Here is a 26760-nt window from a genome sequence, read left to right on the forward strand (position 1 = left end):
ACGAGGACACTCCCCCATGACCTTCATCACCACCCGCACCGGAAACGAACTCTACGTCAAGGACTGGGGCGCAGGCCGGCCCGTCATCCTGATGCATGGCTGGCCGCTGACGGCCGATACCTGGGATGATTTCGCCATGGTCGCCGCCGACAACGGCCTGCGCGCCATCGCCTATGATCGCCGCGGCTTCGGCCGCTCCGAGCAGCCGTGGGACGGCTATGACTACGACACGCTGGCCGACGACCTTGCCGACGTGATCGACGCGACCGAAGCCACCGATGCGGCTCTCGTCGGCTTCTCCATGGGTGGCGGCGAAGTCGCCCGCTACATGTCGCGCCACCAGGGCCGGAACGTCTCGAAAGCGGTCCTGATCGCCTCCGTCGTGCCCTTCATGCTGAAGACTGCCGACAACCCGGACGGCACGCCGCAATCGACCTTCGACCAGATGGCGGATGGTATGAAGAAGGACCGCGCCCACTTCTTCGCGAGCTTCTTCAAGGACTTCTACGGCGTCGGCCTGCTCTCCAGCCCGGTCAGCGACGAGGTGATCCAGTGGTCGGTCAATCAGGCGATGATGGCCGGGATCAAGCCGACGCTCGCCTGCGCCGAAGCTTTTGCGACGACGGATTTCCGCAGCGATCTCGCCCATTTCCGCGTCCCCACGCTGATCATCCACGGCACCGGCGACAAGACGGTGCCGATCGACGCAGCCGGCCGGGCCGCCGCCGCCGGCATCGCCAATGCCACGCTGATCGAATATGACGGCGCACCCCACGGCCTCTTCGCGTCGCACAAGGAGCGTCTGACGGCCGATCTGCTGGAGTTCCTGACGCGGTAATCACGCGCGCTGAAGGGGCGGCGACTTCGGTTTTTGTCCTTCTCACAATGAGTAAACTCACCGACCAAAATTCCTGGATCCAGGCCGCCGAACTTCAACCCGTGGCGGAGGGCCCCGCATGGGTCCTCGGGTCAAGCCCGAGGACGACGGCGGAGAGGTGTGGTTGCCATGGTCGGGCTGGCCGGTTACCCCAGCCTGTGTCATCCTCGGCCTCGAGCCGAGGATCCACAGCCAAAGCCGCCAAGGTTCAATTCGGGGCGCCGCCCGAAGTCCCCTACCGCAGCGAAACGCGCCCTTCCGCCACATCGCGCAGCGCGGCCGGGTAGGTCGCATGCTCGGCCGTCAGCACCCGTGCCGCCAGCGTCTCGGCGGTATCGCCCGCCAGCACCGGCACGCGGGCCTGCCGGATCACCGGCCCCTCATCCATGCCTTCCGTGACGAAATGCACGGTGCATCCCGCTTCCGCATGGCCGGAATCGATGGCGCGCTGGTGGGTGTGCAGGCCGGGAAAGAGCGGCAGCAGCGAGGGGTGGATGTTGATGATCCGGCCCTCGTAGGGCGCGATGAAATCGGCCGAGAGCAGCCGCATATAACCGGCAAGGCAGATGACGTCGGGTGAAAGGCGGGCCAGCGCGTCGAGGATCGCGGCCTCATGCTCCGACTTCGAACCGTAGTCGCGCCGGGCCACGGCAAAAGCGTCGATGCCGAGCGCACGGGCTTTCTCCAGCCCGCCCGCATCCGCCTTGTCGGAGATGACGGCGACGATCTCGGCCGGGAAGTCCGGTGCCGCGCAAGCCTTTGCCAGCGCCAGCATATTGGAGCCGCCGCCCGAGATGAAGACGACGACGCGCTTCTTCGTGACCGCCGTCTCGTTCAAAGCGCAAGCGCTCCGGAGTAGATGGTGCCCGGCGCACCCTCGACGCGAGCCACCATGCGGCCGAGCGTGAAGACGCTCTCGCCTTCGCCCGTCAGCACGGCGCTGACAGCCTTGGCCTTGTCGGCGGGCACGACGGCGATCATGCCGACGCCGCAGTTGAAGGTGCGCAGCATCTCACTCGGCGCGACGCCGCCCGTCTTGGCGAGCCAGGAGAAGACGGCCGGCGCCTTGATGGCGGAAAGATCGATCTCGGCGGCAAGGTGCTTGGGCAGCACGCGCGGAATGTTCTCCGGAAAGCCGCCGCCGGTGATGTGGGCGAGCGCCTTGATCGCGCCGGTCTGGCGGATCGCTTTCAGGAGCGGCTTCACATAAATGCGCGTCGGCGTCATCAATCCTTCGGCGAGTGTACCGTCGCCGAAGGGCGAGGGTGCGGACCAGTCGAGGCCGGCGAGCGCCACGATCTTGCGCACCAGCGAATAGCCGTTGGAGTGGACGCCGGAGGAGGCAAGGCCGAGGATCACGTCGCCCTCGGCAATGTCGCCAGCCGGCAGCAACTGGCCGCGCTCGGCGGCACCGACCGCAAAGCCCGCGAGATCATAGTCGCCGCCCGCATACATGCCCGGCATTTCCGCCGTCTCGCCGCCGATCAGCGCGCAGCCCGCCTCGCGGCAACCCGCCGCAATGCCGGCAACGATCGAGGCGCCCTGGTCCGGATCGAGCTTGCCGGTGGCGAAATAGTCGAGGAAGAACAGCGGTTCGGCGCCTTGCACCACGAGATCGTTGACGCACATCGCCACAAGGTCGATACCGACCGTGTCGTGCTTGTCGGCATCAATGGCGATCTTGAGCTTGGTGCCGACGCCATCATTGGCGGCCACCAGAACGGGATCGGTGAAACCGGCAGCCTTGAGGTCGAAGAGGCCGCCGAAACCGCCGATCTCGCCATCGGCACCCGGCCGGCGCGTGGAGCGCACATGCGGCTTGATCTTCTCGACCATCAGGTTTCCGGCATCGATGTCAACGCCGGCATCGCTGTAGGTCAAACCGTTCTTGCCGTCCGCGCTCATGTGCGTTCTCCGTTCGCATCCGGAGAGGCTCATGGGCAGCCGTTCCGGTTTCCTGAAGGTCCTGGCCGCAAGGCCCTGTGCGGGCCGCGAGAAGGCCGCGCGCCCATCCGTTCGTGCGATTGGCATGTGTGCCGGGGAAGTGCAAGGAGCTTGCCGGCGGTTCAGGGCCTTTTTGCCCGTTTTCCGCTGCTTTCCAGCCCTTGCCGTCGCACGCGCCCCGCCGCTGGGGCGGCAATACTTGACCCGCCGCGGGGGGGCGTCCTATGTCCTTGGGCAGTGCTGCGCCGCATCATCATGTCCATCGACAGCGGCCGGCCGGCTTCTGATCAAGACGGGAAGGTTTCCATGACAACGCAGATCACCGTTGCCGGTCTGAAGCGCCAGGCCCTCTTCTGGCTTATCGCGCTCGTCCTTTTCGTCGTGTTCCTGATGATCTTCAGCACGGTTCTCCTGCCGTTCATCGCCGGCATGGCGCTTGCCTATTTCCTCGATCCCGTCGCCGACCGGCTGGAGCGCCTTGGCCTCAGCCGCACCGTGGCGACGACCGTCATCCTCATTTCCTTCGTCGTCGTCTTCGCCCTGTCGCTGATGATCGTCATCCCGCTTCTGGCAGGGCAGGCCGCGGATTTCTTCGACAAGCTGCCGGGCTACATCACCCAGCTGCAGCAAATGGTCACCAATTTCAATCCCGATCTGCTTCCCTCCTGGATCCGCGGTCAGCTCGACACGGTGAAGGAGAATTTCTCCGCCGTGCTGAGCGAAGGCGCGGGCTTCATCGGCACGGTGTTCAAGCAGCTCTGGAGCTCGGGCATGGCGCTGGTCAACATCGTGTCGCTGCTCGTCGTCACGCCCGTCGTCGCCTTCTACATGCTGCTCGACTGGGACCGCATGATCAAGAAGGTGGACAGCTGGATCCCCCGCGACCACGTCAACGATGTCCGCCAGATCGCCCGCGACATCGATCAGGCCGTGGCCGGCTTCGTGCGCGGCCAGGGCTCCATCTGCATCATCCTCGGCCTCTTCTATGGCATCAGCCTGTCGGTCGTCGGTCTCAACTTCGGCCTGCTGATCGGCCTTTTTGCCGGCCTCATCAGCTTCATCCCTTATGTCGGTTCGCTTGTCGGCCTTGTCCTGTCGGTCGGTCTTGCGATCGTGCAGTTCTGGCCGGACTATCTCTGGGTCGTGCTGGTCGCCGTTATCTTCTTCTTCGGTCAGTTCATCGAGGGCAACGTTCTCCAGCCGAAGCTGGTCGGCTCCAAGGTTGGCCTGCACCCGGTCTGGCTGATGTTCGCTCTGGTCGCCTTCGGGTCCCTCTTCGGCTTCGTCGGGCTGCTCGTCGCCGTCCCCGCGGCCGCGGCCGTCGGCGTGCTCGTGCGCTATGCGCTCGGCCGCTATCTCGATAGCGATGTCTATCACGGCCACAGCAAGCCGATGGTGATTGCCGACATCACCAACGATACGCAGCGGATCGAGTAGAGCATGGCGAGCCGCAAGATCTCCGAACAGCTGCCGCTTGCCTTCACGCATGCCGCGTCCACGGGGCGGGATGACCTGCTTGTGTCCGGCGCCCTGGAAGCGGCGGCCACGATCGTCGACCGCTGGCCGGACTGGCCCTCGCCGGTCGTCGTGCTGATCGGCCCGCCGGGCTCGGGCAAGTCGCATCTCGCCGCCATCTGGCAGGAGACCAGCGGCGCCGTGACCATCGAAGCGCGGGAAGGGGATGGGGCATCGCTGACGGCGGCCTCCGTGCCGGTGCTGCTGGAGGATGCCGACACTGCCGGCTTCGACGAGCGCGAACTCTTCCACGTCATCAACAGCGTGCGCCAGCATGGCACGGCGCTGCTCGTCACCGCCCGCACCCCGCCTTCGGCCTGGGGCGTCGCGCTTGCGGACCTCGCCTCGCGCTTCAAGGCCGCGACCCTCGTCGAAATCGGTGCACCGGACGAGGCCCTGCTCTCGCAGGTCATCGTCAAGCTCTTCGCCGATCGCCAGCTGGCCGTCGATGATCGCCTTGTGGCCTATCTCGTGGCGCGCATGGAGCGCTCGCTGGATACCGCCCGCCGCGTCGTCGAGGCCATGGACCGTCTGGCCCTGTCCCGGGGCGTGAAGCTCTCTCGCGCTCTCGCCAGGGAGGTCCTCGACGCCGTCGATGGCCGCCGGAGCGACGACGAGGATGACGATGACACGGCCGAGCGCGCGTGAACGTCACCGCTCCGTCACGCGCATGACCTGGATCAGCGCCGGCAAACCTGCAAAATCTGTTGAGCGCATGCGAAGTTGCATCCAACGCTGATATTTGTTTGATAAGACACCGTTTGCGGTGAACGACGATCACGGGAGACCAGACGATGGATACGGCAATCGCGGCGGACAGCGAACCGGCGGGGCCGGCGGCGGCAAATCTCGAACTGTTGCAGAGCCCGGACCGCTTCATCAACCGCGAGTTTTCCTGGCTGCAGTTCAATCGCCGCGTTCTTGAGGAAACCCTCAACACGGCCCATCCGCTTCTGGAGCGCATCCGTTTCCTGTCGATCTCGGCCGCCAATCTCGACGAGTTTTTCATGGTCCGCGTCGCCGGCCTCGAAGGTCAGGTTCGCCAGGGCGTCGCGATCCGCAGCCCCGACGGCAAGAGCCCGGTGGAGCAGCTCGAGAGCATCCTGCGCGAGATCGACAATCTCCAGATGGAGCAGCAGGCCTCGCTCGCCGTGCTGCAGCAGTATCTCGCCAAGGAAGACATCCTGATCGTGCGCCCCGTGTCGCTCTCCGATCAGGACAAGGCATGGCTCGCCGCCGAGTTCAACGAATCGATCTTCCCGGTCCTGACACCGCTTTCCATCGATCCGGCCCACCCATTTCCCTTCATTCCCAATCTCGGCTTCTCGATAGGTCTGCAACTGGTGTCGAGGACCGGCCGCGAGCCGATGACAGCGCTGCTGCGCCTTCCCGTCGCGCTCGACCGCTTCATCCGCCTGCCGGATGTGAAGCAGACGATCCGCTACATCACGCTCGAAGATGTCGTGAGCATGTTCATCGGCCGGCTCTTCCCGGGCTACGAGGTGCAGGGCTACGGCACCTTCCGCCTCATCCGCGACAGCGATATCGAGCTGGAGGAAGAAGCCGAAGACCTGGTGCGCTTCTTCGAGTCGGCCCTCAAGCGCCGGCGCCGCGGCTCGGTCATCCGCATCGAGACGGATTCGGAAATGCCGGCCTCGCTGCGCCAGTTCGTGGTGCAGGAACTCGGCGTGCCCAATGATCGCGTCGCCGTCTTGCCCGGCCTGCTCGCGCTCAACACGCTCTCGGAAATCGCCAAGGCGCCGCGCGACGACCTGCGCTTCGAGCCTTACAATGCCCGCTTCCCCGAGCGCGTGCGCGATCATGCCGGCGACTGTTTCGCGGCCATCCGCGAAAAGGACATGGTGGTCCACCACCCCTACGAATCCTTCGACGTCGTCGTGCAGTTCCTCTTCCAGGCGGCCCGCGACCCGGACGTGCTGGCGATCAAGCAGACGCTCTACCGCACCTCCAACGACAGCCCGATCGTGCGCGCGCTGATCGATGCGGCCGAAGCCGGCAAGTCGGTGACCGCGCTGGTGGAGCTGAAGGCCCGCTTCGACGAAGAGGCCAACATTCGCTGGGCCCGCGATCTGGAACGCGCCGGCGTGCAGGTCGTCTTCGGCTTCATCGAGCTGAAGACCCACGCCAAGATGTCCATGGTGGTGCGCCGCGAGGAGAACAAGCTGCGGACCTACTGCCACCTCGGCACCGGCAACTACCATCCGGTCACGGCGAAGATCTATACGGATCTGTCCTTCTTCACCTGCAACCCGAAGATCGCCCATGACATGGCGAACATCTTCAACTTCATCACCGGCTATGGCGAGCCGGAGGAGGGCATGAAGCTGGCGGTTTCGCCGCACACGCTGCGCCCGCGCATCCTCAAGCACATCGAGGAAGAGATCGTGCATGCGGGCGAGGGGCGTCCTGCCGCGATCTGGATGAAGATGAATTCGCTCGTCGATCCCGAGATCATCGACGCGCTCTACCGCGCCAGCATCGCCGGCGTGGAGATCGATCTGGTGGTGCGCGGCATCTGCTGCCTGCGTCCGCAGGTGCAGGGCCTTTCGGAAAACATCCGCGTCAAGTCGATCGTCGGTCGTTTCCTCGAGCACTCCCGCATCTTCTGCTTTGGAAACGGCCACGGGCTTCCCTCGGAGAATGCCCTCGTCTATATCGGGTCTGCGGACATCATGCCGCGTAATCTGGACCGGCGGGTCGAGGCACTCGTGCCGCTGATCAACCGGACTGTGCACGAACAGGTCCTCTCGCAGATCATGCTGGGCAATCTCATCGACAACCAGCAGAGCTACGAAATCCTGCCGGACGGCACGTCCCGCCGCATTGCGGTCGCCGATGGCGACGAACCGTTCAATGCACAGCACTACTTCATGACGAATCCCAGCCTGTCCGGCCGGGGTGAAGCCCTGAGGTCCAGCTCACCCAAGCGCATCGCCGGCTGGAAACGCGGGCATAAACAGTAATTTGGTCTGACATGGTAGAATCTGAAGCGCAGGGGCGTTTGCCGGGCATCGCCCCGGTCGCCGTCGTCGACATTGGCTCGAACTCGATCCGCCTCGTGGTCTACGAGGGTCTGAGCAGGACGCCCGCTGTCCTCTTCAACGAGAAGGTCATGTGCGGCCTCGGCAAGGGTATCGATGCGACGGGCCGCATGGATGAGGACAGCGTCGAGCGCGCGATCCGAGCGCTGCACCGCTTCAAGGCGCTCGCCGTCCAGGCCCGCGCCCGCACCCTCTACGTGCTGGCCACCGCCGCCGCCCGTGACGCCTCCAACGGGCCGGATTTCATCCAGCGTGCCGAAGCGATCCTGCAGCAGCAGGTGCGCGTGCTCTCCGGTGAGGAAGAAGCCTATTTCTCGGCCCTCGGCGTCATCAGCGGTCACCATCACCCCGATGGCATCGTCGGCGATATGGGTGGTGGATCGCTGGAACTGGCGGATGTGCGCGAACGCGCCATCGGCACCGGCATCACGCTGCCCCTCGGAGGCATCCGACTGTCGGAACATTGCGGCGGGTCCGTTACCAAGGCGCGCTCTCATGTGCGCTCCTTCACCGCCGGCAACCCCATTCTCGCCAATGCGGAAGGACGTACCTTCTACGCGGTCGGCGGTACATGGCGTGCGATTGCCAAGCTGCACATGGATATCACCAGCTATCCGCTGCACATGATGCAGGGTTACGAGGTGGCCCAGCCGGAAATGATGGCCTTCCTCGAGGACATCATCCTTCAGAAGCACGTGCGCGCGCCCGCCTATGCAGCGATCTCCAAGAGCCGCCGTAGCCTCATGCCCTTCGGCGCCGTGGCCCTTCAGGAAGTGCTCGGCGAGATGAAGGCCGGACGCGTGTCCTTCTCTGCGCTCGGCGTGCGCGAAGGCTACCTCTATTCGCTGCTCGCCGACGATGAGCGTGCGCTCGATCCGCTGCTGACAGCGGCTGGCGAACTTGCCATCCTGCGCGCCCGCTCGCCGGAACATGCCCGCGAACTCGCCGACTGGTCGGGCCACGCGCTCGGCTTTTTCGATATCGAGGAAAGCGAGGAGGAGGCCCGCTATCGCCAGGCCGCCTGCCTGCTGGCCGACATCAGCTGGCGCGCCCATCCCGATTATCGTGGCCTGCAGGCTCTGAACCTCATTGCCCACGGCACCTTCTCCGGCATCAGCCATCCCGGCCGCGCCTATATCGCACTTGCCAATTACTACCGCTTCGAAGGCGTGCGCGACGACGACGCGACGGCCGAGATCGCGACCATCACGACGCCACGTTTCATCGCGCTGGCAAAGCTGCTCGGCGCACTGCTCCGGGTCGTCTACGTGCTCTCCGCCTCGATGCCCGGTATCGTGCGCAACGTCGTCGTCCGCCCGTCGCGCCAGCCGGATTTCGATCTCGAATTCGTCATCCCGGCCGATCGTGCGGCCCTTGCCGGCGAACGCCTCGATGGTCGCCTGCAACAGCTCTCCAAGCTCACGGGCAAGCGCCTCACCTTTGTCTTCGAATAGGTGGGCCTGAGGCAGAGACGAAACAAACCCGCGCCCGGATGAACCGGACGCGGGTTTCTTCATGGAGGAGGGCTTACCGCGCCTTGAGGAAGTCGCCGGCTTCGATCAGCACGAACTCGTTGTCATCGGCCTTGTCGAGCGCGCGGCCGGCGGAGAAGGGCAGGTTGTTGTCGTTGCCGACGATGATGTGGGTGTCATCGACGCGATCGACATTCTCGATGGTGACGAAGGGCATGTCGTAGAAGCCTTCGCCGCCGCCCTGCCGGCGGATGTTCTGGGGATCTGCGATCTTCATCAGATCGATATAGCCGATCTTGCGGACGGCCTTGCCGACATTGCTGTCGTCGAAAGCGATCTTGTAAAGGCGCTTGACCTTGGCGGGCGTGGCAAAGCAATCGTGCTTCGGTGCCTTCGGGTCGGCGCAGGCCTTGTCGGCCGTGCCGGCGCCATTGTCACGCTCCAGCACCAGCGCCGTGCCGTCGGCGAGGATGTTGAAGTCGCCGATCGCTTCGCCGCCGGCGGCCAGCGGATAGAGCCAGCTGCGGCCCGTCCAGGCCTTGGAGGCGGTGTCGAACTCGATGACGCGTAGCGCCTTGGCGCCGTCGGCCTGTTCCACCGTCGCGGCGTCCGTCCAGATCGGGCCTTCCAGGAGGCCATAGAGCTTGGAGCCGTCCGGCGATGCGGCAAGACCTTCAAAGCCGCCCGAACGCTTGAGGTTGAAGACCGGCATGGGCTTCGACGGATCGGCCTGCACGCTGATCGTCGGATTGTCCGGCGACGTCACGGCGGTTTCGCCAACCTTCGTGGCGATCACATCCGTCAGCTTGCCGTCCATGTCGAACTTCAGCAGATAGGGGCCGAACTCCTCGCCCACCCAGAAACCGTCCGCGGTCGGCTGGATCGATTCCACGTCGAAATCAGCGCCCGTCAGGTAGCGCATCTCGGCGCCTTCCATGACGATCGGGAAGGGCGCCTTGCGGTCGGGGTCGCTGAGGAAAACGGTCTTGATCGGCTCGACCCTGCCGGCCTGCCAGTCGATCTTGATGTGGTGCAGCATCAGCATGGCGTCGCTGGAGTTCGCCTTGGTGCCGAAGCCGTTGTCCGACAGCGTCCAGAAGGTTCCGTCCGGCATGGTGCGGATGCCGGAAAAGCCCTGCATCGGCTGGCCGTCGAAGGGCATGGAAACGCCGGTCGGCCGCACGCCGTCCTTGCCGGGCACGGTGCCGAGGGCATCCGTGCGCTTGCGGTCCGGCGTGGTGAACTTGCCCGAGGTCTTCAGATGCCCGGCCGCATCCTCCGGTGCCTTGATGATCGTGTTGGCCGGCAGGATGGCATGGCCGGCAAGCGTGCCGGTGAACACGGTTTCGTCGGCCAGCGCCGAACCGGCCATCAGCAGCGCGGAAAGAGTGATCGTCACGCATTTCATGGGCTTATCCCTCCGTTTGAAACAGACGGGCAAGCCGTATGGGCCGCGGATGACGGGCCGATGATCGTTGCGTTACACGACGGTGAAGTCTTCGCCACACCGCAGACAGGATCAGAGTTCGACCGCCTCGATGCGCTTGTCCACGAAGCGCAGCGCCACTTCGCCGCGGATGAGCTTCAGCGCCTTTTCCCCGAAGAGATCGCGCCGCCAGCCGGAGAGGGCAGACACGCTCGCCTCTTCGCCGTCGACGGCGATCCGTTCCAGATCCTCGGAATTGGCGATGATCTTGGCGGCAACGCCCTCCTGCTCGGCGGTAAGCTTCAGCAGCACCTTCAGCATTTCCACGGCAGAGGCGGCGCCATCGGGCACATGGTTCTGGCGCGGCAACTTCGGAAGATCGGCCTTGGGGATATCGAAGGCGCGATTGACAGCCTCGACCACCTGGCCGCCGGCCGTGGAACGCTCCCAGCCCTTCGGAATGGTGCGCAGCCGCCCCAGCGCTTCCACGTCGCGCGGCTGCTGCTGGGCGATCTCGTAAATGGCATCGTCTTTCAGGATGCGGCCGCGCGGCACGTTGCGGCCCCGCGCCTCGCGCTCGCGCCAGGCGGCAACCGTCTGCAGCACGGCCAGCTCGATCGGCTTGCGTACCCGCATCTTCAGCCGCTGCCAGGCATCGTCGGGATGCATGTCATAGGTCTCGCGCGCTTCGAGGATCGCCATCTCCTCCGTCAGCCACAGCGAGCGCCCCTCGCGCTCCAGCTCGGCTTTGAGGTGCTGGTAGACGTCGCGCAGATGGGTGACGTCGGCGAGCGCATAGTCGAGCTGCTTTTCCGACAGCGGCCGGTGGCTCCAGTCGGTGAAGCGCGAGGACTTGTCGATATGGACGTTCTTCACCTTCTGCACGAGCTGGTCGTAGGAGACCGAATCGCCGAAGCCGCAGACCATGGCGGCGACCTGCGTGTCGAAGATCGGCGAGGGAATGAGCCCGCCGAGATTGTAGATGATTTCGATGTCCTGCCGCGCCGCATGGAACACCTTGACGACCTTGTCATCCGCCATGAGCGCGAAGAAGGGCGCAAGATCGATGCCCTTGGCCATGGGATCGACGATGACGGCGAGATCGGGGCTCGCCATCTGGATCAGGCAGAGCTGCGGCCAGAAGGTCGTTTCGCGCAGGAATTCGGTGTCGATGGTGATGTAATCCGACTGCGCCAGCGTCTTGCAGGCTTCGGCGAGATCGGCGGTCGTTTCGATCATTGCAGGTCCGTCACTCGGGTCTTTGCGCTCTATGGCGAAAGTGGGGCAGAATATCTCCCCGGTTTAGACCCTTGAAACCGCGGCCACAACGATAAAACGTCATGTGACCCGGAAATACCCCGTCATTCCGGTCTTCTGGTGCTCGATGATGTGGCAATGGAACACCCAGTCGCCGGGATTGTCGGCCACCAGCGCCAGTTCGGCCTGCTCGTCGGGCTGAAGCAGGATCGTGTCCGTCGGTGGCGGCAGGCGCTCATGCTTGCTGGCTGACAGCACATGGAAGCTCAAGCCGTGCAGGTGGATGGGGTGCGCATGCGGCGTGCGGTTGGTGATTTCGAGGATGTAGCTCTTGCCGAGCGTCAGTTCCGCCGTCGGTGCGATCGGGTCCGGCGTGTCGCCGGGCCAGGGAATGCGGTTGATGGCCCAGAAGGTGTAGCCGAGCGAGCCGCAGATGCTCGGCGTTGCCGCATGTTCGGCGGTGGCCGAGAGCAGCAGCGGAATGCGGGTCGCGGCGGAAAGGTCCGGCATCGCGATCGGGTTCGGCGCCAGCGCCGGCACGTCGGAGATCGACCGTTTCAGCGAGGCGCCGGTTGCCGTGAAGCTTGCGATCGTAAAGGGGCTGGAGCCGCGCAGGTTCTTCAGTGCCACGGTCGTGCCCTCGCTGTCCGGCATGCGCAACACCAGATCCACCCGCTGGCCGGGGCCGAGGTCCAGCCGGTCAAGCGCCACCGGTAAAGGCAGCGGATTGCTGTCGAGGGCGACGATGACGGCTTCGGCCCCCTCGATGCCGAGCGTATAGAGCCGCGTCACGTCCACCGTCGCGATCCTGAGGCGCACCAGCCCGCCCGCAGGAAGGGCGTAGCTTGGCTCGCGCTTCCAGTTGGCGGTGCGCACCGTGCCATAGGTGCCGCCCTTGGCCGCATCGCGCGGCTTGAAATCCGACAGGAAGGCTCCGTCCTTGCCGAGCCGCCAGTCGCGCAGCAGTAACGGCAGCTCCGCATCGAAGACCGGATCGGCCGGATCCTCCACGATGATCATGCCGGCAAGGCCGTGGCCCATTTGCGAGAGCGTGTTGCAATGCGGGTGATACCAGAAGGTGCCGGCATCGGGGGGCGTGAAGGCGTAGTCGAAACCGTCGCCCGGATAGACATAGGGCTGTGTCAGCTCCGGTACGCCATCCATGGCGTTGGGAATACGAAGCCCGTGCCAGTGTACCGTTGTCGGCTCGGAAAGCCCGTTGATCAGCCGTGCCGCGAAGGGCTGGCCGCGCTGCATGCGGATGATGGCCGGCGCGTCTGCGACGATGCCGTCGGCGCTGTAGGTGAGGATGTCGCTCATCGCGCCGTCCGGCCCGAGCTGTGCCTTTGCCGGCGCTGCCTTCAATTGCAGCGGCGTCGGCTGCGCAAGGCTGCGTGTCGCGGCAAGCCCGCCGCCAAGCGCGAAGGCCCCGGCCAGCGCGGCGGATCCCTTTAGCAGAACGCGGCGATCGAGACGGGTCATCGGCAGGGCTCCGGACAGGTGGTTATCACCCTCTTAAACCTGACGGATGAACTCATCAATTCTCGCGGTCGGGTCTCTTTGCCGCAGGCGGTGTCCGGTCGCGTTCCTCCGTGCCGGCCAGCCGGTTGAAGAAGAAGGAGGTGCGCAGCAGGCTGCGAAAGCGCGTGCGCCGGCTGTCCGCCGGCACGGCCGGCCGCTGGTCCATGCGAAACACGGTGTAGGCAATGAAGAGGACGAGCACCGCCGCCGTATAGATGAACAGCACTTCCGGCGGGAAATGATCGAGCAGCACGGCCGCGAACAAGGGGCCGATGATGGCGCCGAGCGACCAGAAGAACAGCATGCCGGCCGACACCAGCGCATGCTGCCCGTCCTTCGCATGGTCGTTGGCATGCGCCGAGCAGAGCGAATAGAGCGGCATGGCAAAGGCGCCGAAGACGAAGATGCCGATAAAGTTCAGTGCCTCGTTGCTGCCGGCGATGCCCGCGAGGAAGAGGCTCGCGACCAGCGCGCCGCCGGTGGAGACGAGGATGATCAGCCGCCGGTCGAGCCGGTCGGAATAGGCGCCGAGCGGATATTGCAGCACCACGCCGCCGATGATGCCGAGACTCATGAAGGTCGCGATCTCCGCCACCGAAAGCCCGATGCCGTCGGCATAGATCGGTCCGAGCGACCGGAAGGTGGAATTGGTGAGGCCGACGACGATGCAGCCGATCGTGGCGAGCGGCGAGATGTTCCACAGCGCCTTCACGTCGAAGCGGATTGCCTCGGGCGGCGTCGGGCTGGTGCGGTCGGCGAACGAAATCGGTACGAGCGACAGCGACAGCGCCATGGCCGTGATGGCGAAAAGCTCGAAGCCGGAGATGCCGACGGCGGGGATCAGATATTGCGCTGCCGTCACCGAGCCGAGATCGACGAGGCGGTAGACGGAGAGCGTGCGTGCCCGGTTGCTGTTGGTTACCCGCGCGTTCAGCCAGCTTTCGACGGTGGCGAAGAGCGCGGCAAAGCACACGCCGGCCACCAGCCGCATCAGGAACCAGAACCAGGGATCGATGATCAGCACCATGGCGATCGCCGCCGCCGAGGCGATCGCGGCCATGGCGGAGAAGGTCCTGATATGACCGATGGAGCGCAGGACGCGCGTGACGTAGATGCAGCCGAGCGCGAAGCCGATGTTGTAGCCGGTGCCGATGAGCCCGATCACCGAGGGCGAGAAGCCTTCCGATAGTCCGCGCAGCGAGATGAAGGTGCCCTGCAACCCGTTGCCGCCAATCAGGATGCCGGCAGTGACGAGGAGGGGTATGAGGGGGCGGATGGCGGACTGGGACATGGATCGCGATTCGGCAGCTTCTGCTCCCGTCTTAATCGGACAGGCCGGTCCCTTTGCACAGTCAACAATTGCGGGAAAGCGAAACAATCCGTGTTGCCCGCGCTGCCCGCGATCGACAGGTGATCTGTGAGAGAGCGGTCTTGCAGTTCACCCCGGCTCGGTGGACAGCAGCGTGCGATTGCGCCCCGCCTGCTTGGCTCTCAGCAGCGCCGCGTCGGCCTTGGCGAGAAGGGGGGCGTCTTCGCCATCCGTCGTCGAGGCAACCCCGATCGAAACCGTGACCGGTCCGATCGCCTGGCCGCGATAGGCGACGCTTGTCGTGGCGATCGTCTGGCGGATTGTTTCGGCGCAGTCGAAGGCAGCCGCCAACTGGCGCCCCGGCAGCAGCACGGTAAATTCCTCGCCGCCATAGCGATAGGTCGATCCCTTGCCCGCCACCGCCGCGTCGAGCAGGCGCGCCACCGTTTGCATCACCGCATCGCCGGCCTCGTGGCTGAAGAGATCGTTGAAACGCTTGAAGTGATCGATGTCAATCATCAGCGCGGAGAGGACGCCATGCCCGGCATCCGCCAGAGCGGCATCGAGGGCACGCCGGTTCAGCAGACCCGTCAACCCGTCGCGCGAGGCCAGCAGGGTCAGCCGGTCCCGCATGTGCAGGTTGGCGATCGCAAGGCCGAGATTCTCGGCGATGATTTCGAGGTAGAGGCGGGCGGTGTCGAGGGCGGAGGCTTCGCTCTCGTGTTCCTCCAGGTAAAGCAGACCCACGGTTTCACCCTGGGCCGAGAGCGGAATGCAAAGGCCCGGCAGGCCGCCTTCGGTCAGATGCTGGCAGCAGACGTCGCTGTAGTTGCGATTGCTGACATGCGGGCGGCCGCGCCGAAGGCCCCAGCAGCAATCGGGCGAGAAGCGCTTCCCGCTCACCGGCGCGGACCATTCCGACAGGCTCTCCATTGTCTTGCGATCGTCAGAAAGCGCATGGAGCCGGCCGGCAAGCGAAGGAAAGACCTGCGGAATGAAGCGGGCCACCACCTCGGCCAGTTCGCGGTGCGTCTGGCAAGCCTGCACGCGGTGCATCATCTGCAGGATCAGATCCTTGCGCTGCTGGTCGCGCGTCTGCTCCGCATGCAGGCGTTCGCGCTCCAGCCCGTTGACCCGGAAAATGTTGATCGCCTCGCTCATCGCGCCGATTTCGTCGTGCTGCCGCACGAGGGGCACATCGACGGCGAAGTCGTCCTGCGCAAGCCGGTTGACGATGCCGCTCATCGTCGTCAGCGGAGTGGCCACACGACGCTTGAGGATGAAATAGAGAACGCCGAGAAACACGGCGGCGGTCAGCCCGAGCATGATGCGCGCCGCCATGGCGGCAATGTCGGCCTGGAGCCTCGCCTTGTCGAGGTTGCCCTGGGTGCGTGCCGTGACAAGTGCGCGAAGCTGGCGCACGAGATTGAGCAGATCGCTTTCGTGCCTTTCATGCTCGTCGCTGAACAGCAGTGAGCGGGCGCCCGCCGCATCTCCATTGCGGTAGAGATTGATCGCATCCGCTTCGTATGTGTCGAGCGCGCCGGCTGCATCGGGAAGGCTTTCGAGAATGCTCTTCTCGTCGGCCGAGGGGTCGCTGTCCGCCAGCATCTTCAGATGCGTGGCGCCGCGATGCTCGTCGTCGCTGCCGCTGTTGAAGGCCTTGAGGAAACGCTCCTCGCCGCGCATCACGTAAAGGCGCGCCGCAGCCGTTATCGTCTCGACCGAGACCGCCAGATCATTGGCCGCGTCGCTGATGGCGAGGTGATCCTGCACCGCGATCCGTTCGCCTTCCGCCCGGTTGACCGCGACGAACATCGCGCCGCCCGAAAGGATGGTGAGAACGAGCGTGACGCCGTAAGCCCAGTTGGTAATGGTGCTGATCTTCATGCGCAGGCTCCTTTGACAGGAAGAGCTTATGCGCGTGAATTATTGAACTTGTCCTACAGTGATCATGCGAAAACCGCAGATGCGGCGGCGCGGCGGCGTTGCGGCGCTGCGATTGCCCCGCGGCGCTACCGCCAACCCTTGACAAATCGGGTCTGCCATGCGCTTTTCCGCCCGATTTTGAAGGCCGCCCGAAGCCCTGAGCCTTGCGGGCGGCGACGTGATTCCAGGATAGAACCGCCATGCACCGTTACCGCAGCCACACCTGTGCCGCCCTCCGCAAGTCCGACGTCGGCCAGACGGTCCGTCTTTCCGGCTGGGTGCACCGCGTCCGCGACCATGGCGGCGTGCTGTTCATCGACCTGCGCGACCATTACGGCATCACCCAGGTCGTTGCCGACCCCGACAGCCCGGCCTTCAAGCTGGCCGAGGCGGTGCGCGGCGAATGGGTCATCCGCATCGACGGCCGCGTCAAGGCTCGCACCGACGAGACCGTCAACAAGGCGATGCCGACGGGCGAGATCGAACTCTACGCACAAGAGATCGAAGTCCTCTCGGCCGCCAAGGAATTGCCGTTGCCGATCTTCGGTGAGCCCGATTACCCCGAAGACGTCCGTCTCAAGTACCGCTTCCTCGACCTTCGCCGCGAGACGCTGCACAAGAACATCGTCAAGCGCACCCAGATCATCGCCGCCATGCGCCAGGGCATGGGCGAGGCGGGCTTTGCCGAATATTCCACCCCGATCCTGACGGCCTCCTCGCCGGAAGGCGCGCGCGACTTCCTCGTGCCCTCGCGCATCCATGAGGGCAAGTTCTTCGCGCTGCCGCAGGCCCCGCAGCAGTACAAGCAGCTCTTGATGGTCGCGGGCTTCGACCGCTACTTCCAGATCGCGCCCTGCTTCCGCGACGAAGACCCGCGCGCCGACCGCCTGCCGGGCGAATTCTACCAGCTCGACGTGGAAATGAGCTTCGTCACCCAGGAAGACATCTGGAACACGATGGAGCCGATGATGACGGCCGTGTTCGAGAAGTTTGCCGACGGCAAGCCGGTGACGAAGAGCTGGCCGCGCATTCCCTACGATGTCGCGATCCGCAAATACGGTTCCGACAAGCCGGACCTGCGCAACCCGATCGAGATGCAGGCCGTGACCGAACATTTCGCCGGCTCCGGCTTCAAGGTGTTCGCCAACATGATCGCGTCCAACCCGAAGGTGGAAGTCTGGGCGATCCCGGCCAAGACCGGCGGTTCGCGCGCCTTCTGCGACCGCATGAACGCCTGGGCGCAGTCCACGGGCCAGCCGGGTCTCGGCTACATCTTCTGGAAGGAAGAGGACGGCAAGATCGCCGGCTCCGGCCCGCTCGCCAAGAACATCGGCGAAGAACGCACCGAAGCGCTGCGCGTCCAGCTCGGCCTTGAGCCGGGCGACGCCTCGTTCTTCGTCGCCGGCGACCCGGCCAAGTTCTACAAGTTCGCCGGTGAAGCCCGCACCCGCGCCGGCGAGGAGCTGAACCTCGTTGACCGCGACCGCTTCGAAATGTGCTGGATCGTCGACTTCCCGTTCTACGAATATAACGAGGACGAGAAGAAGATCGATTTTGCCCACAACCCCTTCTCCATGCCGCAGGGCGGGCTGGAAGCCCTGGAAAGCCAGGATCCCCTGAGCCTCAAGGCCTACCAGTACGACGCCGTCTGCAACGGCTTCGAGATCGCCTCCGGCTCGATCCGTAACCAGTCGCCGGACCTGATGGTCAAGGCTTTCGAGCTGGTCGGCCTCTCCAAGGCGGATGTGGAAGAACGCTTCGGCGGCATGTACCGCGCTTTCCAGTACGGCGCCCCCCCGCATGGCGGCTGCGCCTTCGGCATCGACCGCGTCGTCATGCTGCTCGTCGGCGCCAAGAACCTGCGCGAAATCTCGCTCTTCCCGATGAACCAGCAGGCGCAGGATCTCCTGATGAACGCGCCGAGCCCGGCAACGCCGACGCAGTTGCGCGAACTGGCCCTGCGGGTGGTTCCGTCGAAGAAGGACTGAGGACGGCCGTATCACGAGGCTTATGGGGCGAGCGATCCGCCGTTTCGCCCCCTCATCCGCCTGCCGGCACCTTCTCCCCGCTGGGGAGAAGAGACATCTGGCACGCTCCTCGGTCTTACAGGACACAGACGGAAGCAAGGTGTTCGCTTCTTTCCCCGGCCGTCGCATGATCCTCGGTTCCATCGTCGTGGTCTCTTCTCCCCATTGGGGAGAAGGTGCCGGCAGGCGGATGAGGGGGCGGCCTATGAGACCTGTCGTCTGTCGCAACGATTGCAAAGAACGAAAAGGCCCCGGTTCTCTGATGAACCGAGGCCTTTTTGTTGCGAGGTATCTCCCCCCTCAGAACCTTACCGTCGCCATCGTCGCGCGGTGGTCAGACGGCCAGGGCGTGACGATGATATCGGCGCGCTCGGCCTTCTCGCCGACGATACCCGCCTTGACGACAGTCATGCCCTTGCCGCGCCCGTAGGTGAAATCGATGCGGTCGTGGTGGTCGCCGGGATCGGTCGGTTCGCTGGTGGTCGTCCAGGTGAAGGCCGGCTTGACGACCGGATCGGGGAAGGCGGCGCGGAAGAGGTCGGTGAAGCCGAGTTCGGCCATGCGCGTCGAGGTCGGCCAGGCGACCGCGAGCGGCTGTTGCTTGGCGGCCGCTGCCGTCTCCGTCCAGTCGAGATGCGAAGGCTCGTTGAAATCGCCGAAGACGAAGGTGGCGTCAGCGCCATCGGCGGCCTTGAGGTCCTGGACAAAAAGGTCGAGCGCCGGCCCGCGGGCAGCCTTTGCCGAAGCGATGGCCTCCTCCGCCGTCTTCACGAAGGGCGCCGGACCGTATTCGATGTTAAGCAACTGATAGGGCTGGTAGGGATAGTCCGTCAGGTGCAGCGAAAAGGCATAGACCTTACGGCCCTTCACGTCGATTTCGACGCCGAGGTCGTTGTCGGTCGCTTTGCCGATCGGATAACGGCTGAGGATGGCGCCGGCCCACAGTGCCGGGTTCTTCTTGTCCTGGTCATAGTAGAAATAGCCGAGCTTTTCGGCGAGCGCCTTGGCGACGCTCGGGCCGGTCGGCACGCAATTGTCGGCGTCGCACGGGTCCGGCTCGGGACGCGTCTCCAGAACGCCGACAATGTCGGCATTGACGGCCTTGATCACGGCCGCCGTTTCGTCGACCAGCTTGCCGGCATTGGCGCCGCCACCCCAGATGTTGAAGCTCATCACGGTCAGTTCCGTGGTGTCGGCGGCAAGGGCGGGGATGGCAAGAAGCGAGGCTGCAAGGGCAGCCAGCATCATCGGGCGCATGGAGGTCTCCGGAGGTTCAGGCAGGATGGGAAGGACGATTAGCGATCGTTGATGAACCTGCCGTGACGGCTCCGTCCACGCAATCGCCGGTGTTGCGCGTGCGCACTTCCCCTCGGCGAAAAGGCGACGTATAAGGCGTTACTCACCACGGACCCGGTGAAACTCCGGGTGGCTCTTCTGGCCGCCGATCCGCCAGACAACGCGAAAAGCATCGAATCCATCTCACACGCCGGCTCCGCGACAGGAGCGGCCTGATGCGATCCTTATTGCGGAATTTCCAGACATGATTGATTTTTCCACCTACCGCCGCGAGTGGTTCGCCAACCCGCGTGGCGACATTCTCTCCGGCATTCTCGTGGCGCTGGCGCTGATCCCCGAAGCCATCGGCTTCTCGGTGATTGCCGGTGTCGATCCGAAGGTCGGCCTTTTCGGCTCCTTCGCCATCGCCTGCGTCTCTGCCTTCACCGGCGGTCGCCCCGGCATGATCTCGGCCGCCACGGCCGCCACGGCCGTGCTCATGGTCACGATGGTGAAGGAGCATGGCCTGCAATATCTCTTCGCCGCCACGCTTCTGATGGGCGCCATCCAGATTGCCGCGGGATTTCTCAGGCTTGGCCGCGTCATGCGCTTCGTGTCGCGTTCGGTCATCACCGGCTTCGTCAATGCGCTGGCAATCCTGATTTTCATGGCGCAATTGCCCGAACTCATCGGCGTGCCCATGCTGACCTATCCGCTGATCGCGGTCGCGCTGGCGATCATCTATATCCTGCCACGCTTCACCAAGGTCGTTCCCTCGCCGCTGGTGGCCATTCTGGCCCTGACCGGCGCCGTCTGGTGGCTCGGCCTTGACCTGCGAACCGTCGGCGATCTCGGCGCCCTGCCGGATACGCTGCCGATCTTCGCCCTGCCGCAAGTGCCTCTGACCTTCGAGACGCTGCAGATCATCTTTCCCTATTCCATCGCGCTCGCCGCCGTTGGCCTGCTCGAATCGTTGCTGACCGCCCAGATCGTCGACGACATGACGGACACGGCCAGCAACAAGAGCCAGGAATGCATCGGGCAGGGCGCCAGCAACATCGCGTCGGGCCTGATCGGCGGCATGGGCGGCTGCGCCATGATCGGCCAGTCGATGATCAATGTCAGCTCCGGCGGGCGCGGTCGCCTCTCCACCTTCGTGGCCGGTGCCTTCCTGCTGTTCCTGATCCTCGTGCTTGACGATCTCGTGCGCATCATCCCGATGGCAGCGCTGGTTGCCGTCATGATCATGGTCTCGATCGGCACCTTCTCCTGGCGCTCGATCCTCGATATCAGGCGCAACCCGCCGACATCCTCCATCGTCATGCTGGCAACCGTCGTGACCGTGGTGGCCACCCACGATCTCGCCAAGGGCGTTCTGGTCGGCGTGCTGCTCTCCGGCGTCTTCTTCGCCGGTAAGGTCGCGCGTCTCTTTGCCGTTCGTCAGACCGGGGAGGGCGATACGGTCACCTATCGTGTCACCGGCCAGATATTCTTCGCTTCGGTGGAGAGCTTCGTCGAAGCCTTCGATTTCACCTTGCCGGCCAGGACTGTCGTGATCGATGTTTCCGACGCGCATTTCTGGGACATTTCATCGATCGCCGCGCTGGACAAGGTGGTGCTGAAATATCGCCGTCACGACGTCGCGGTCGAGGTCGTCGGGCTCAACGCGGCCAGTGCCCACATGGTCGATCGCTTTGCCGTGCATGACAAGGACGGCGCGGCGGCCGGCATCTCCGCCCATTGATGACAGGCGGCACAGCGGCTTAAAAAAAGGGCCCTGCAGCGATGCAGGGCCCTTCGTTCTTTCTTGCTGCGACCGATCAGTCGTTGGCCGTCACGGTGACGCCGAGAACCTGCGGCAGCGTGTTCGGCGCGCCCATGGCGGCGCCTGCGATCATCGGAACCGGAACCGGATTGGCAGGCGTTGCGCGGATTGTCAGGCTCTTCGGGTTATCGAGATAAGTGTTGACGGCGGCCGAGACCTGGTTCTGCAGTTCCGGCACGTTGAGCTGCGCCATCATGATCGGCACCATGGCCTTCAGCGACTGGGCGAACTGGTCGCCCGGAACGCCCTGCTGTCCCCCGACATAGTCCAGCGCCCGCTTGGTGATGCTTGCATCCTCGAAGCGGATTTCGGCGCTCTTGAAGGTCAGCTGCTGCATCAGGCCCATCATCGCAAGGCCCATGGCCTGGTTGGCCTGTTCCTTGTTCGGATTGGCTTCGGCAGCCTTGGCCGCGTCCTGCATCGCCTTGACGAACTGCAGCGTGTAACCGGAAATGTCGAAGGCGAGGTTGAGCTTGCCGACATTGGCAAAGTCGAAGGTGAACTGGTCGAGCTTCATGTCGCCGCTCTCGACCTGCCAGCTGCCCTTCATGGCGATGTCGCCATTGACCTGCATGAGGCCGAGCTTTTCCAGCGCGTCCTTGGTCTTGGCATCGTCGACCTGCGAAAGATCCGCCTTGATGGTCTTCAGGTCGGCGTCGAAGTCGAAGCCCTTGCCGTCCTCAAGCGCCGTCATGTTGGCTTCGGAGCTCTCCATCGAGAAGACCTCCTTGCCCTTGGCCGTTACGACCAGCGGGCCGGTGGAGGCCGTCTCGTAGACCAGCATGTCGTCGATGGTGCCGCCATTGGGATTGCCGGGGATTGTCAGGCCACCGATCTGCATGTCCCTGACGGAGAAGCTGTTGTCGGCCTCTTTCATGTCAACGTCCGGCAGCGCGACCGTCTCGACGTAGTAGCCGCCATCATCCTGTTCCTCGACGCCTTCCATGGTCACTTCGCCGATATTGATCGACTTGGACTCAGGGCCGCTGATGACGAGCTTCGTCCCTTCCATCGTGACGGTCGAGCCATCGACCGAAACCTGATCATAGGCGATCGTTGCGCCCGACGTGGCGTAGGCGGCATTGAGCTTGGCAACGAGATCCGCACCGTCGAGCGCGAAAGCGGGACTTGCGAAGGCAAGCGCGGCGGCACTGGACAGAAGAAAGCGGGACGAGCCGGAGAGCTTCATGGGGTGTTTCCTTGTTCGATCACGGAAGGGTAAAGGCCGAGACCTTGTTGTTGAGACGAATTGTGGCGGCACTATATTCGACAAGCCGGTCTATTCACCAGCCCGGTGCAGGCGATGTCACCGATGTCCTTAATTTTGGGTGGTTCGCACAAACGGCAAGGGTAAGGCCAAGCACGAGGCGCGTGGGGAGCGCAGGGGGAAGCCGTCGCAGACGACGAAAGCATCACCTGCCGCCCCTCAAACCGTTTCTCCACAGGGCTTTCAGTGCCCTTGCCTTGCCGCTGGCCCCATCATGGGATAACCCCGTTGCATGGGACAGAGCCTTGTGCCGCCGGGCGGCGGCGATGACGACAATATCCTGCCGGTCGATCTGAAGGCGGCGCTCGAGGAGCGTTATCTCGCCTATGCCTTGTCGACCATCATGCATCGCGCGCTGCCGGATGTACGGGACGGGTTGAAACCCGTTCATCGCCGAATCGTCTACGCCATGAGCGAGATGGGCCTTCGCCCGAACTCGGCCTTCCGCAAATGCGCCAAGATCGTCGGCGAGGTCATGGGTAACTTCCACCCCCATGGCGACCAGGCGATCTACGATGCGCTTGCCCGCCTCGCGCAGGATTTCTCGCAGCGCTATCCGCTCGTCAACGGCCAGGGCAATTTCGGCAATATCGACGGCGATAGCCCCGCCGCGATGCGCTACACCGAAAGCAAGATGACCGAGGTCGCCGAGCTCCTGCTCGAAGGCATCGACCAGGACGCCGTCGATTTCCGCGATACCTACGACGAATCCAACAAGGAGCCGGAAGTCCTTCCGGGTGCCTTCCCCAACCTGTTGGCCAACGGCGCCACGGGCATTGCGGTGGGTATGGCGACCTCGATCCCCTCGCACAATGTGCACGAGATCTGCGATGCGGCGCTCCACCTCATCAAGGATCGCGACGCGCCGGTCGAAAAGCTCGTGGAATTCATCGAAGGCCCGGATTTCCCGACCGGCGGCATCATCATCGAAAGCCGCGAGAGCATCTTGGATGCCTACAAGACCGGCCGCGGCGGGTTCCGCGTGCGGGCGAAGTGGGAGATCGTGGATCTCGGCCGCGGGGGCTACCAGATCATCATCACCGAAATTCCCTATCAGGTGCAGAAGTCGCGGCTGATCGAGAAGATCGCCGAACTGCTGATCGCCCGCAAACTGCCGCTGCTGGAGGACATCAGGGACGAATCGGCCGAAGACATCCGCGTCGTGCTCATCCCCAAGAGCCGCACGGTGGATGCGAGCCTGTTGATGGAATCGCTCTTCCGCCTGACGGAACTGGAAAGCCGCTTCCCGCTCAACATGAACGTGCTCTCCAAGGGCCGCGTGCCGCGCGTCATGTCGCTGCGCGACGTCTTGGTGGAGTGGCTCGATCACCGGCAGGAAGTGCTGGTCCGCCGGTCGAGGCACCGTCTGGCGGCGATCGACCGCCGGCTGGAAATCCTCGGTGGCTACCTGATCGCCTACCTCAACATCGACGAGGTGATCCGTATCATCCGCGAGGAGGACGAGCCGAAGCCGGCGCTGATGGTACGCTTTGCGCTGACCGACCTTCAGGCCGAGTCCATCCTCAACATGCGCCTGCGCTCCCTGCGCAAGCTCGAGGAATTCGAGATCCGCACCGAGTTCGACGGACTGACCAAGGAAAAGGCCGATATCGAGGCCCTGCTGGCGTCGGATGCAAAGCAGTGGCAGGTCGTCTCCCACGAAATTTCCGACCTCAGGAAGCGCTTTGCCAAGGCGACCGAACTCGGCCGCCGCCGCACGCAGTTCGCCGACGCGCCTGTCGCCGATGTCGAAGCGATCCAGCAGGCAATGATCGAGAAGGAGCCGATCACCGTCGTCGTTTCCGAAAAGGGCTGGATCCGCGCGCTGAAGGGCCACATTGCCGATGTCTCGTCGCTGCAGTTCAAGGAAGGCGACAAGCTGAAGCTTGCGTTCCCTGCCCAGACGACGGACCGCATCCTGCTCTTCACCACCGGCGGCAAGGCCTATACGCTCGGCGGCGACAAGCTGCCCGGCGGCCGCGGCCATGGTGAGCCCGTGCGCATCATGGTGGATATGGAAAACGATCAGGACATCCTGACCGCCTTCGTTCACGACCCGGCCCGCAAGCTGCTCGTCTCCTCCGCGGCAGGTAACGGCTTTATCGTTCCCGAAGCCGACGTCGTCGCCAATACCCGCAAGGGCAAGCAGGTGATGAACGTCGCCATGCCCGATGAGGCCAAGCTGGTTGTGCCGGTCGCCGGTGACCATCTCGCCGTCGTCGGCGAAAATCGCAAGATGCTGGTCTTCCCGCTGGTCCAGATCCCGGAAATGGGCCGCGGCAAGGGCGTACGCCTGCAACGCTACAAGGACGGCGGCATTTCCGACGCGAAGTTCTTCGCGATCGCCGACGGCCTTACCTGGGAAGACAGCGCTGGGCGCACCTTTACCAAGACGAAGGACGAACTCATCGAATGGCTCGGCGACCGCGCAACGGCGGGCCGCACGGTGCCGAAGGGCTTTCCGCGCAGCGGGCGTTTTGGCGGGTAACGTTTTAGCCGGGGTAGGGGATTGTGTGGTCGGCTAGGAAGGCGGCTGCGCCGCTTTCATCGATCTCCCCGGCCGCAACACCATAGACGAGGACATAGAGATTTCCGTCGTCCGTATCGATCTGCAGGCCGTTCTCCATCAAAAAGACAGCGGCCGCGACGATGGCAATGCGTTTGTTGCCGTCAACGAAGGCATGGTTCTTCGCGAGGCCGAAGAGATAGGCAGTAGCCAGTTCGATGACGTCGTCACAGCCATAGCTTGCCTTTTGTATGGGGCGAGCCAGAGCCATTTCCAGTGCGCCCTCATCCCTGAGGCCGGTCGCTCCGCCAAATCGTTCGATCTGGGCAGAGTGAAGGACCTCCACGAGACGACGGTCCAGAAAGATGAAGTCGCTCATTCCGCAAGCTTTTTCAGCGCGACCTTGTAGCGGTCCATGAAAACCTGCGCGTGATCAAGTTGCCTCTGAAAGTCGGCGTCGGACGCGGTCAGACGAATGCTCTGGCCGTCCCTTTCGACCTGAAGGGTGTCGCCGGCTTTTACCCCGAGGCTTTCCAGCATATCCTTCGGAATGATGATCCCTTCCGAATTTCCGATCTTGCGCACCGTGACGTTCATGACGGATCTCCGATATCGTTATAACTGAATTATAACGTTTCTGCTAGGGAACTTCAATCCCCGCTTCACCCCGCCACCAGCTGCCGCCGCGCAACCCGCATCTGCCAGAGCGAATGCCCGATCAGCGCGAGGACGAGAATGAACCCGCCAAGCAGCGTTCGGTTTCCCGGCACCTCCGCAAAGACCATCCAGACCCATATGGGCGCAAGGATCGTTTCGAGCAGGTAGAACATGCCGACCTCAGGCGCGGAGAGGTAGCGGGGGCCGGTTGCGAGGAGGAAGAAGGCGAGGGGGATCATGATCAGGCCATCCAGCATGATCCATTCGGGATGGGCGATGACGAGCCCGCCGGCCGGCAGGAGCGCAAGCGCGGCAAGACCGGGAACCGCGGCGGTGACGAGTGGCACAAGGCCCATGTCGCGGTTGCTGGCGCGGCTGATGGTGATGGCGGTGCCGAGCATCAGGGCGGAGCAGGTCGCCATGAGGTCGCCGAAGAGGTGACCGCTCTCCAGCCCTTCCGAGACGATCAGCGCGACGCCGCCGACCATGATCGCCATTGTCAGGAGTGTCGCATTGGAGGGCCGCTCGCCGAGGAAGATCCAGGAGAGCAGGGCGGCGAACATGGAGGTGAAGGCGAGGATGAAGACGACATTGGCGGTCGACGTATTGAAGACGGCGATCAGGAAGGTGAAGGTGTTGATGCCGTAGCAAAGGCCGACAGCGAGCCCCGCCCACCCGGGAATGAGCGCGATCGGTTTCTTCAGCAGGCGATTGAGGACCACCCAGGCGACCAGCGAAACCGCCACCGTGCAGGCGCAGCGAAGCGCCAGGACAGACCAGATTTCGCCGTCGCCGGCCCGCAGCAGCGGAATGTCGAAGGAAAGGCTGAGCCCCCCGAGACCGGTGAGGATCAGGCCGCGGCGATGGCGATTGGAAGCGTCGATCACAGGC

General features: G+C 64.1%; 20 protein-coding genes and 1 other annotated feature. Of the genes, 8 read left to right on the forward strand and 12 right to left on the reverse strand.

Features of this window, described 5'->3' with window-relative positions; genetic code table 11:
• Positions 1-16 precede the first annotated feature (16 nt).
• Positions 17-838, forward strand: a complete 822-nt coding sequence (locus F3H41_RS00560) for an alpha/beta hydrolase (RefSeq protein WP_149736650.1) — start codon at positions 17-19, stop codon at positions 836-838.
• Between the two features lie 274 nt (positions 839-1112).
• Here the strand turns inward: F3H41_RS00560 and purN are convergent, their stop codons facing one another.
• Positions 1113-1715 (reverse strand): phosphoribosylglycinamide formyltransferase, encoded by a 603-nt coding sequence (gene purN / locus F3H41_RS00565; protein ID WP_149736651.1) that lies wholly within the window; start codon positions 1713-1715, stop codon positions 1113-1115.
• The gene (gene purM / locus F3H41_RS00570; protein WP_149736652.1) at positions 1712-2782 is read right to left on the reverse strand and encodes a phosphoribosylformylglycinamidine cyclo-ligase; all 1071 of its coding nucleotides are present in this window, start codon (positions 2780-2782) and stop codon (positions 1712-1714) included. The genes purN and purM overlap by 4 nt, the downstream gene beginning before the upstream one ends.
• A gap of 345 nt (positions 2783-3127) precedes the next feature.
• Here purM and F3H41_RS00575 point away from each other — a divergent pair, with 345 nt between their 5' ends.
• The 4 genes from F3H41_RS00575 (at position 3128) to F3H41_RS00590 (ending at position 8852) form a co-directional block, all read left to right on the forward strand.
• A complete protein-coding gene (locus tag F3H41_RS00575; protein WP_149736653.1) occupies positions 3128-4258 on the forward strand; it encodes an AI-2E family transporter in 1131 nt (376 codons plus the stop codon).
• 3 nt (positions 4259-4261) lie between these two features.
• A complete protein-coding gene (hdaA, locus tag F3H41_RS00580; protein WP_149736654.1) occupies positions 4262-4984 on the forward strand; it encodes a DnaA regulatory inactivator HdaA in 723 nt (240 codons plus the stop codon).
• A gap of 146 nt (positions 4985-5130) precedes the next feature.
• Complete coding sequence (locus F3H41_RS00585) at positions 5131-7320, forward strand: RNA degradosome polyphosphate kinase (protein ID WP_149736655.1); 2190 nt, start codon at positions 5131-5133, stop codon at positions 7318-7320.
• 11 nt (positions 7321-7331) lie between these two features.
• A complete protein-coding gene (locus tag F3H41_RS00590) occupies positions 7332-8852 on the forward strand; it encodes a Ppx/GppA phosphatase family protein (protein WP_149736656.1) in 1521 nt (506 codons plus the stop codon).
• Positions 8853-8925: 73 nt separating this feature from the next.
• Here the strand turns inward: F3H41_RS00590 and F3H41_RS00595 are convergent, their stop codons facing one another.
• The 5 genes from F3H41_RS00595 to F3H41_RS00615 form a co-directional block, all read right to left on the reverse strand.
• Complete coding sequence (locus tag F3H41_RS00595) at positions 8926-10278, reverse strand: esterase-like activity of phytase family protein (protein WP_149736657.1); 1353 nt, start codon at positions 10276-10278, stop codon at positions 8926-8928.
• Between the two features lie 111 nt (positions 10279-10389).
• Positions 10390-11535, reverse strand: coding sequence for a ribonuclease D (gene rnd / locus F3H41_RS00600; protein ID WP_149736658.1), 1146 nt, complete (start codon positions 11533-11535; stop codon positions 10390-10392).
• Positions 11536-11634: 99 nt separating this feature from the next.
• Positions 11635-13035 (reverse strand): multicopper oxidase family protein, encoded by a 1401-nt coding sequence (locus F3H41_RS00605; RefSeq protein WP_149736659.1) that lies wholly within the window; start codon positions 13033-13035, stop codon positions 11635-11637.
• 55 nt (positions 13036-13090) lie between these two features.
• A complete protein-coding gene (locus tag F3H41_RS00610) occupies positions 13091-14365 on the reverse strand; it encodes an MFS transporter (RefSeq protein ID WP_149736660.1) in 1275 nt (424 codons plus the stop codon).
• A gap of 147 nt (positions 14366-14512) precedes the next feature.
• Positions 14513-16273 carry a diguanylate cyclase gene (locus tag F3H41_RS00615; RefSeq protein ID WP_149736661.1) on the reverse strand — a complete coding sequence of 587 codons (1761 nt, stop codon included), beginning with the start codon at positions 16271-16273 and terminating at the stop codon, positions 14513-14515.
• Between the two features lie 239 nt (positions 16274-16512).
• On the opposite strand from F3H41_RS00615, the gene aspS reads away from it, so the two are divergent.
• Entirely contained in the window at positions 16513-18300 is a 1788-nt protein-coding gene (aspS, locus tag F3H41_RS00620; RefSeq protein WP_149736662.1) for an aspartate--tRNA ligase, read from the forward strand.
• Positions 18301-18639: 339 nt separating this feature from the next.
• Here the strand turns inward: aspS and F3H41_RS00625 are convergent, their stop codons facing one another.
• Entirely contained in the window at positions 18640-19596 is a 957-nt protein-coding gene (locus tag F3H41_RS00625) for an endonuclease/exonuclease/phosphatase family protein (RefSeq protein ID WP_149736663.1), read from the reverse strand.
• Positions 19597-19742: 146 nt separating this feature from the next.
• Positions 19743-19798: a sequence feature (sul1 is cis-regulatory element that is thought to sense ions involved in sulfur or methionine metabolism; They are found in Alphaproteobacteria), on the forward strand.
• 81 nt (positions 19799-19879) lie between these two features.
• On the opposite strand from F3H41_RS00625, the gene F3H41_RS00630 reads away from it, so the two are divergent.
• Complete coding sequence (locus F3H41_RS00630) at positions 19880-21358, forward strand: SulP family inorganic anion transporter (RefSeq protein WP_149736664.1); 1479 nt, start codon at positions 19880-19882, stop codon at positions 21356-21358.
• Positions 21359-21434: 76 nt separating this feature from the next.
• On the opposite strand, the gene F3H41_RS00635 is transcribed toward F3H41_RS00630, so the two are convergent.
• Positions 21435-22628, reverse strand: a complete 1194-nt coding sequence (locus F3H41_RS00635; protein WP_149736665.1) for a hypothetical protein — start codon at positions 22626-22628, stop codon at positions 21435-21437.
• A 310-nt stretch (positions 22629-22938) separates the two neighbouring features.
• Between F3H41_RS00635 and parC the strand changes: the two genes are divergently transcribed.
• Positions 22939-25194 (forward strand): DNA topoisomerase IV subunit A, encoded by a 2256-nt coding sequence (parC, locus tag F3H41_RS00640; RefSeq protein WP_149736666.1) that lies wholly within the window; start codon positions 22939-22941, stop codon positions 25192-25194.
• A gap of 4 nt (positions 25195-25198) precedes the next feature.
• On the opposite strand, the gene F3H41_RS00645 is transcribed toward parC, so the two are convergent.
• From F3H41_RS00645 to F3H41_RS00655, 3 genes are all read right to left on the reverse strand, one after another.
• A complete protein-coding gene (locus F3H41_RS00645; protein WP_149736667.1) occupies positions 25199-25591 on the reverse strand; it encodes a type II toxin-antitoxin system death-on-curing family toxin in 393 nt (130 codons plus the stop codon).
• Positions 25588-25809 carry an AbrB/MazE/SpoVT family DNA-binding domain-containing protein gene (locus F3H41_RS00650; protein ID WP_149736668.1) on the reverse strand — a complete coding sequence of 74 codons (222 nt, stop codon included), beginning with the start codon at positions 25807-25809 and terminating at the stop codon, positions 25588-25590. Before F3H41_RS00650 ends, F3H41_RS00645 begins: the two co-directional genes overlap by 4 nt.
• A 65-nt stretch (positions 25810-25874) precedes the next feature.
• Positions 25875-26756 (reverse strand): DMT family transporter, encoded by an 882-nt coding sequence (locus tag F3H41_RS00655; protein ID WP_244616035.1) that lies wholly within the window; start codon positions 26754-26756, stop codon positions 25875-25877.
• Between the last annotated feature and the right edge of the window lie 4 nt (positions 26757-26760).

The sequence above is a fragment of the Rhizobium sp. RU20A genome (genome assembly GCF_900155885.1).
GTDB lineage: Bacteria > Pseudomonadota > Alphaproteobacteria > Rhizobiales > Rhizobiaceae > RU20A.

Bases quoted from the DNA above. Each gene is read 5' to 3' on its own strand.
- F3H41_RS00650 (WP_149736668.1), bottom strand. From the start codon at position 25,809: ATGAACGTCACGGTGCGCAAGATCGGAAATTCGGAAGGGATCATCATT.
- F3H41_RS00595 (WP_149736657.1), bottom strand. From the start codon at position 10,278: ATGAAATGCGTGACGATCACTCTTTCCGCGCTGCTGATGGCCGGTTCG.
- F3H41_RS00635 (WP_149736665.1), bottom strand. From the start codon at position 22,628: ATGAAGCTCTCCGGCTCGTCCCGCTTTCTTCTGTCCAGTGCCGCCGCG.
- F3H41_RS00575 (WP_149736653.1), top strand. From the start codon at position 3,128: ATGACAACGCAGATCACCGTTGCCGGTCTGAAGCGCCAGGCCCTCTTC.
- F3H41_RS00625 (WP_149736663.1), bottom strand. From the start codon at position 19,596: ATGCGCCCGATGATGCTGGCTGCCCTTGCAGCCTCGCTTCTTGCCATC.
- F3H41_RS00585 (WP_149736655.1), top strand. From the start codon at position 5,131: ATGGATACGGCAATCGCGGCGGACAGCGAACCGGCGGGGCCGGCGGCG.
- parC (WP_149736666.1), top strand. From the start codon at position 22,939: ATGGGACAGAGCCTTGTGCCGCCGGGCGGCGGCGATGACGACAATATC.
- F3H41_RS00605 (WP_149736659.1), bottom strand. From the start codon at position 13,035: ATGACCCGTCTCGATCGCCGCGTTCTGCTAAAGGGATCCGCCGCGCTG.
- hdaA (WP_149736654.1), top strand. From the start codon at position 4,262: ATGGCGAGCCGCAAGATCTCCGAACAGCTGCCGCTTGCCTTCACGCAT.
- rnd (WP_149736658.1), bottom strand. From the start codon at position 11,535: ATGATCGAAACGACCGCCGATCTCGCCGAAGCCTGCAAGACGCTGGCG.
- F3H41_RS00630 (WP_149736664.1), top strand. From the start codon at position 19,880: ATGATTGATTTTTCCACCTACCGCCGCGAGTGGTTCGCCAACCCGCGT.
- F3H41_RS00645 (WP_149736667.1), bottom strand. From the start codon at position 25,591: ATGAGCGACTTCATCTTTCTGGACCGTCGTCTCGTGGAGGTCCTTCAC.
- F3H41_RS00610 (WP_149736660.1), bottom strand. From the start codon at position 14,365: ATGTCCCAGTCCGCCATCCGCCCCCTCATACCCCTCCTCGTCACTGCC.
- F3H41_RS00560 (WP_149736650.1), top strand. From the start codon at position 17: ATGACCTTCATCACCACCCGCACCGGAAACGAACTCTACGTCAAGGAC.
- aspS (WP_149736662.1), top strand. From the start codon at position 16,513: ATGCACCGTTACCGCAGCCACACCTGTGCCGCCCTCCGCAAGTCCGAC.
- purM (WP_149736652.1), bottom strand. From the start codon at position 2,782: ATGAGCGCGGACGGCAAGAACGGTTTGACCTACAGCGATGCCGGCGTT.
- F3H41_RS00590 (WP_149736656.1), top strand. From the start codon at position 7,332: ATGGTAGAATCTGAAGCGCAGGGGCGTTTGCCGGGCATCGCCCCGGTC.
- F3H41_RS00615 (WP_149736661.1), bottom strand. From the start codon at position 16,273: ATGAAGATCAGCACCATTACCAACTGGGCTTACGGCGTCACGCTCGTT.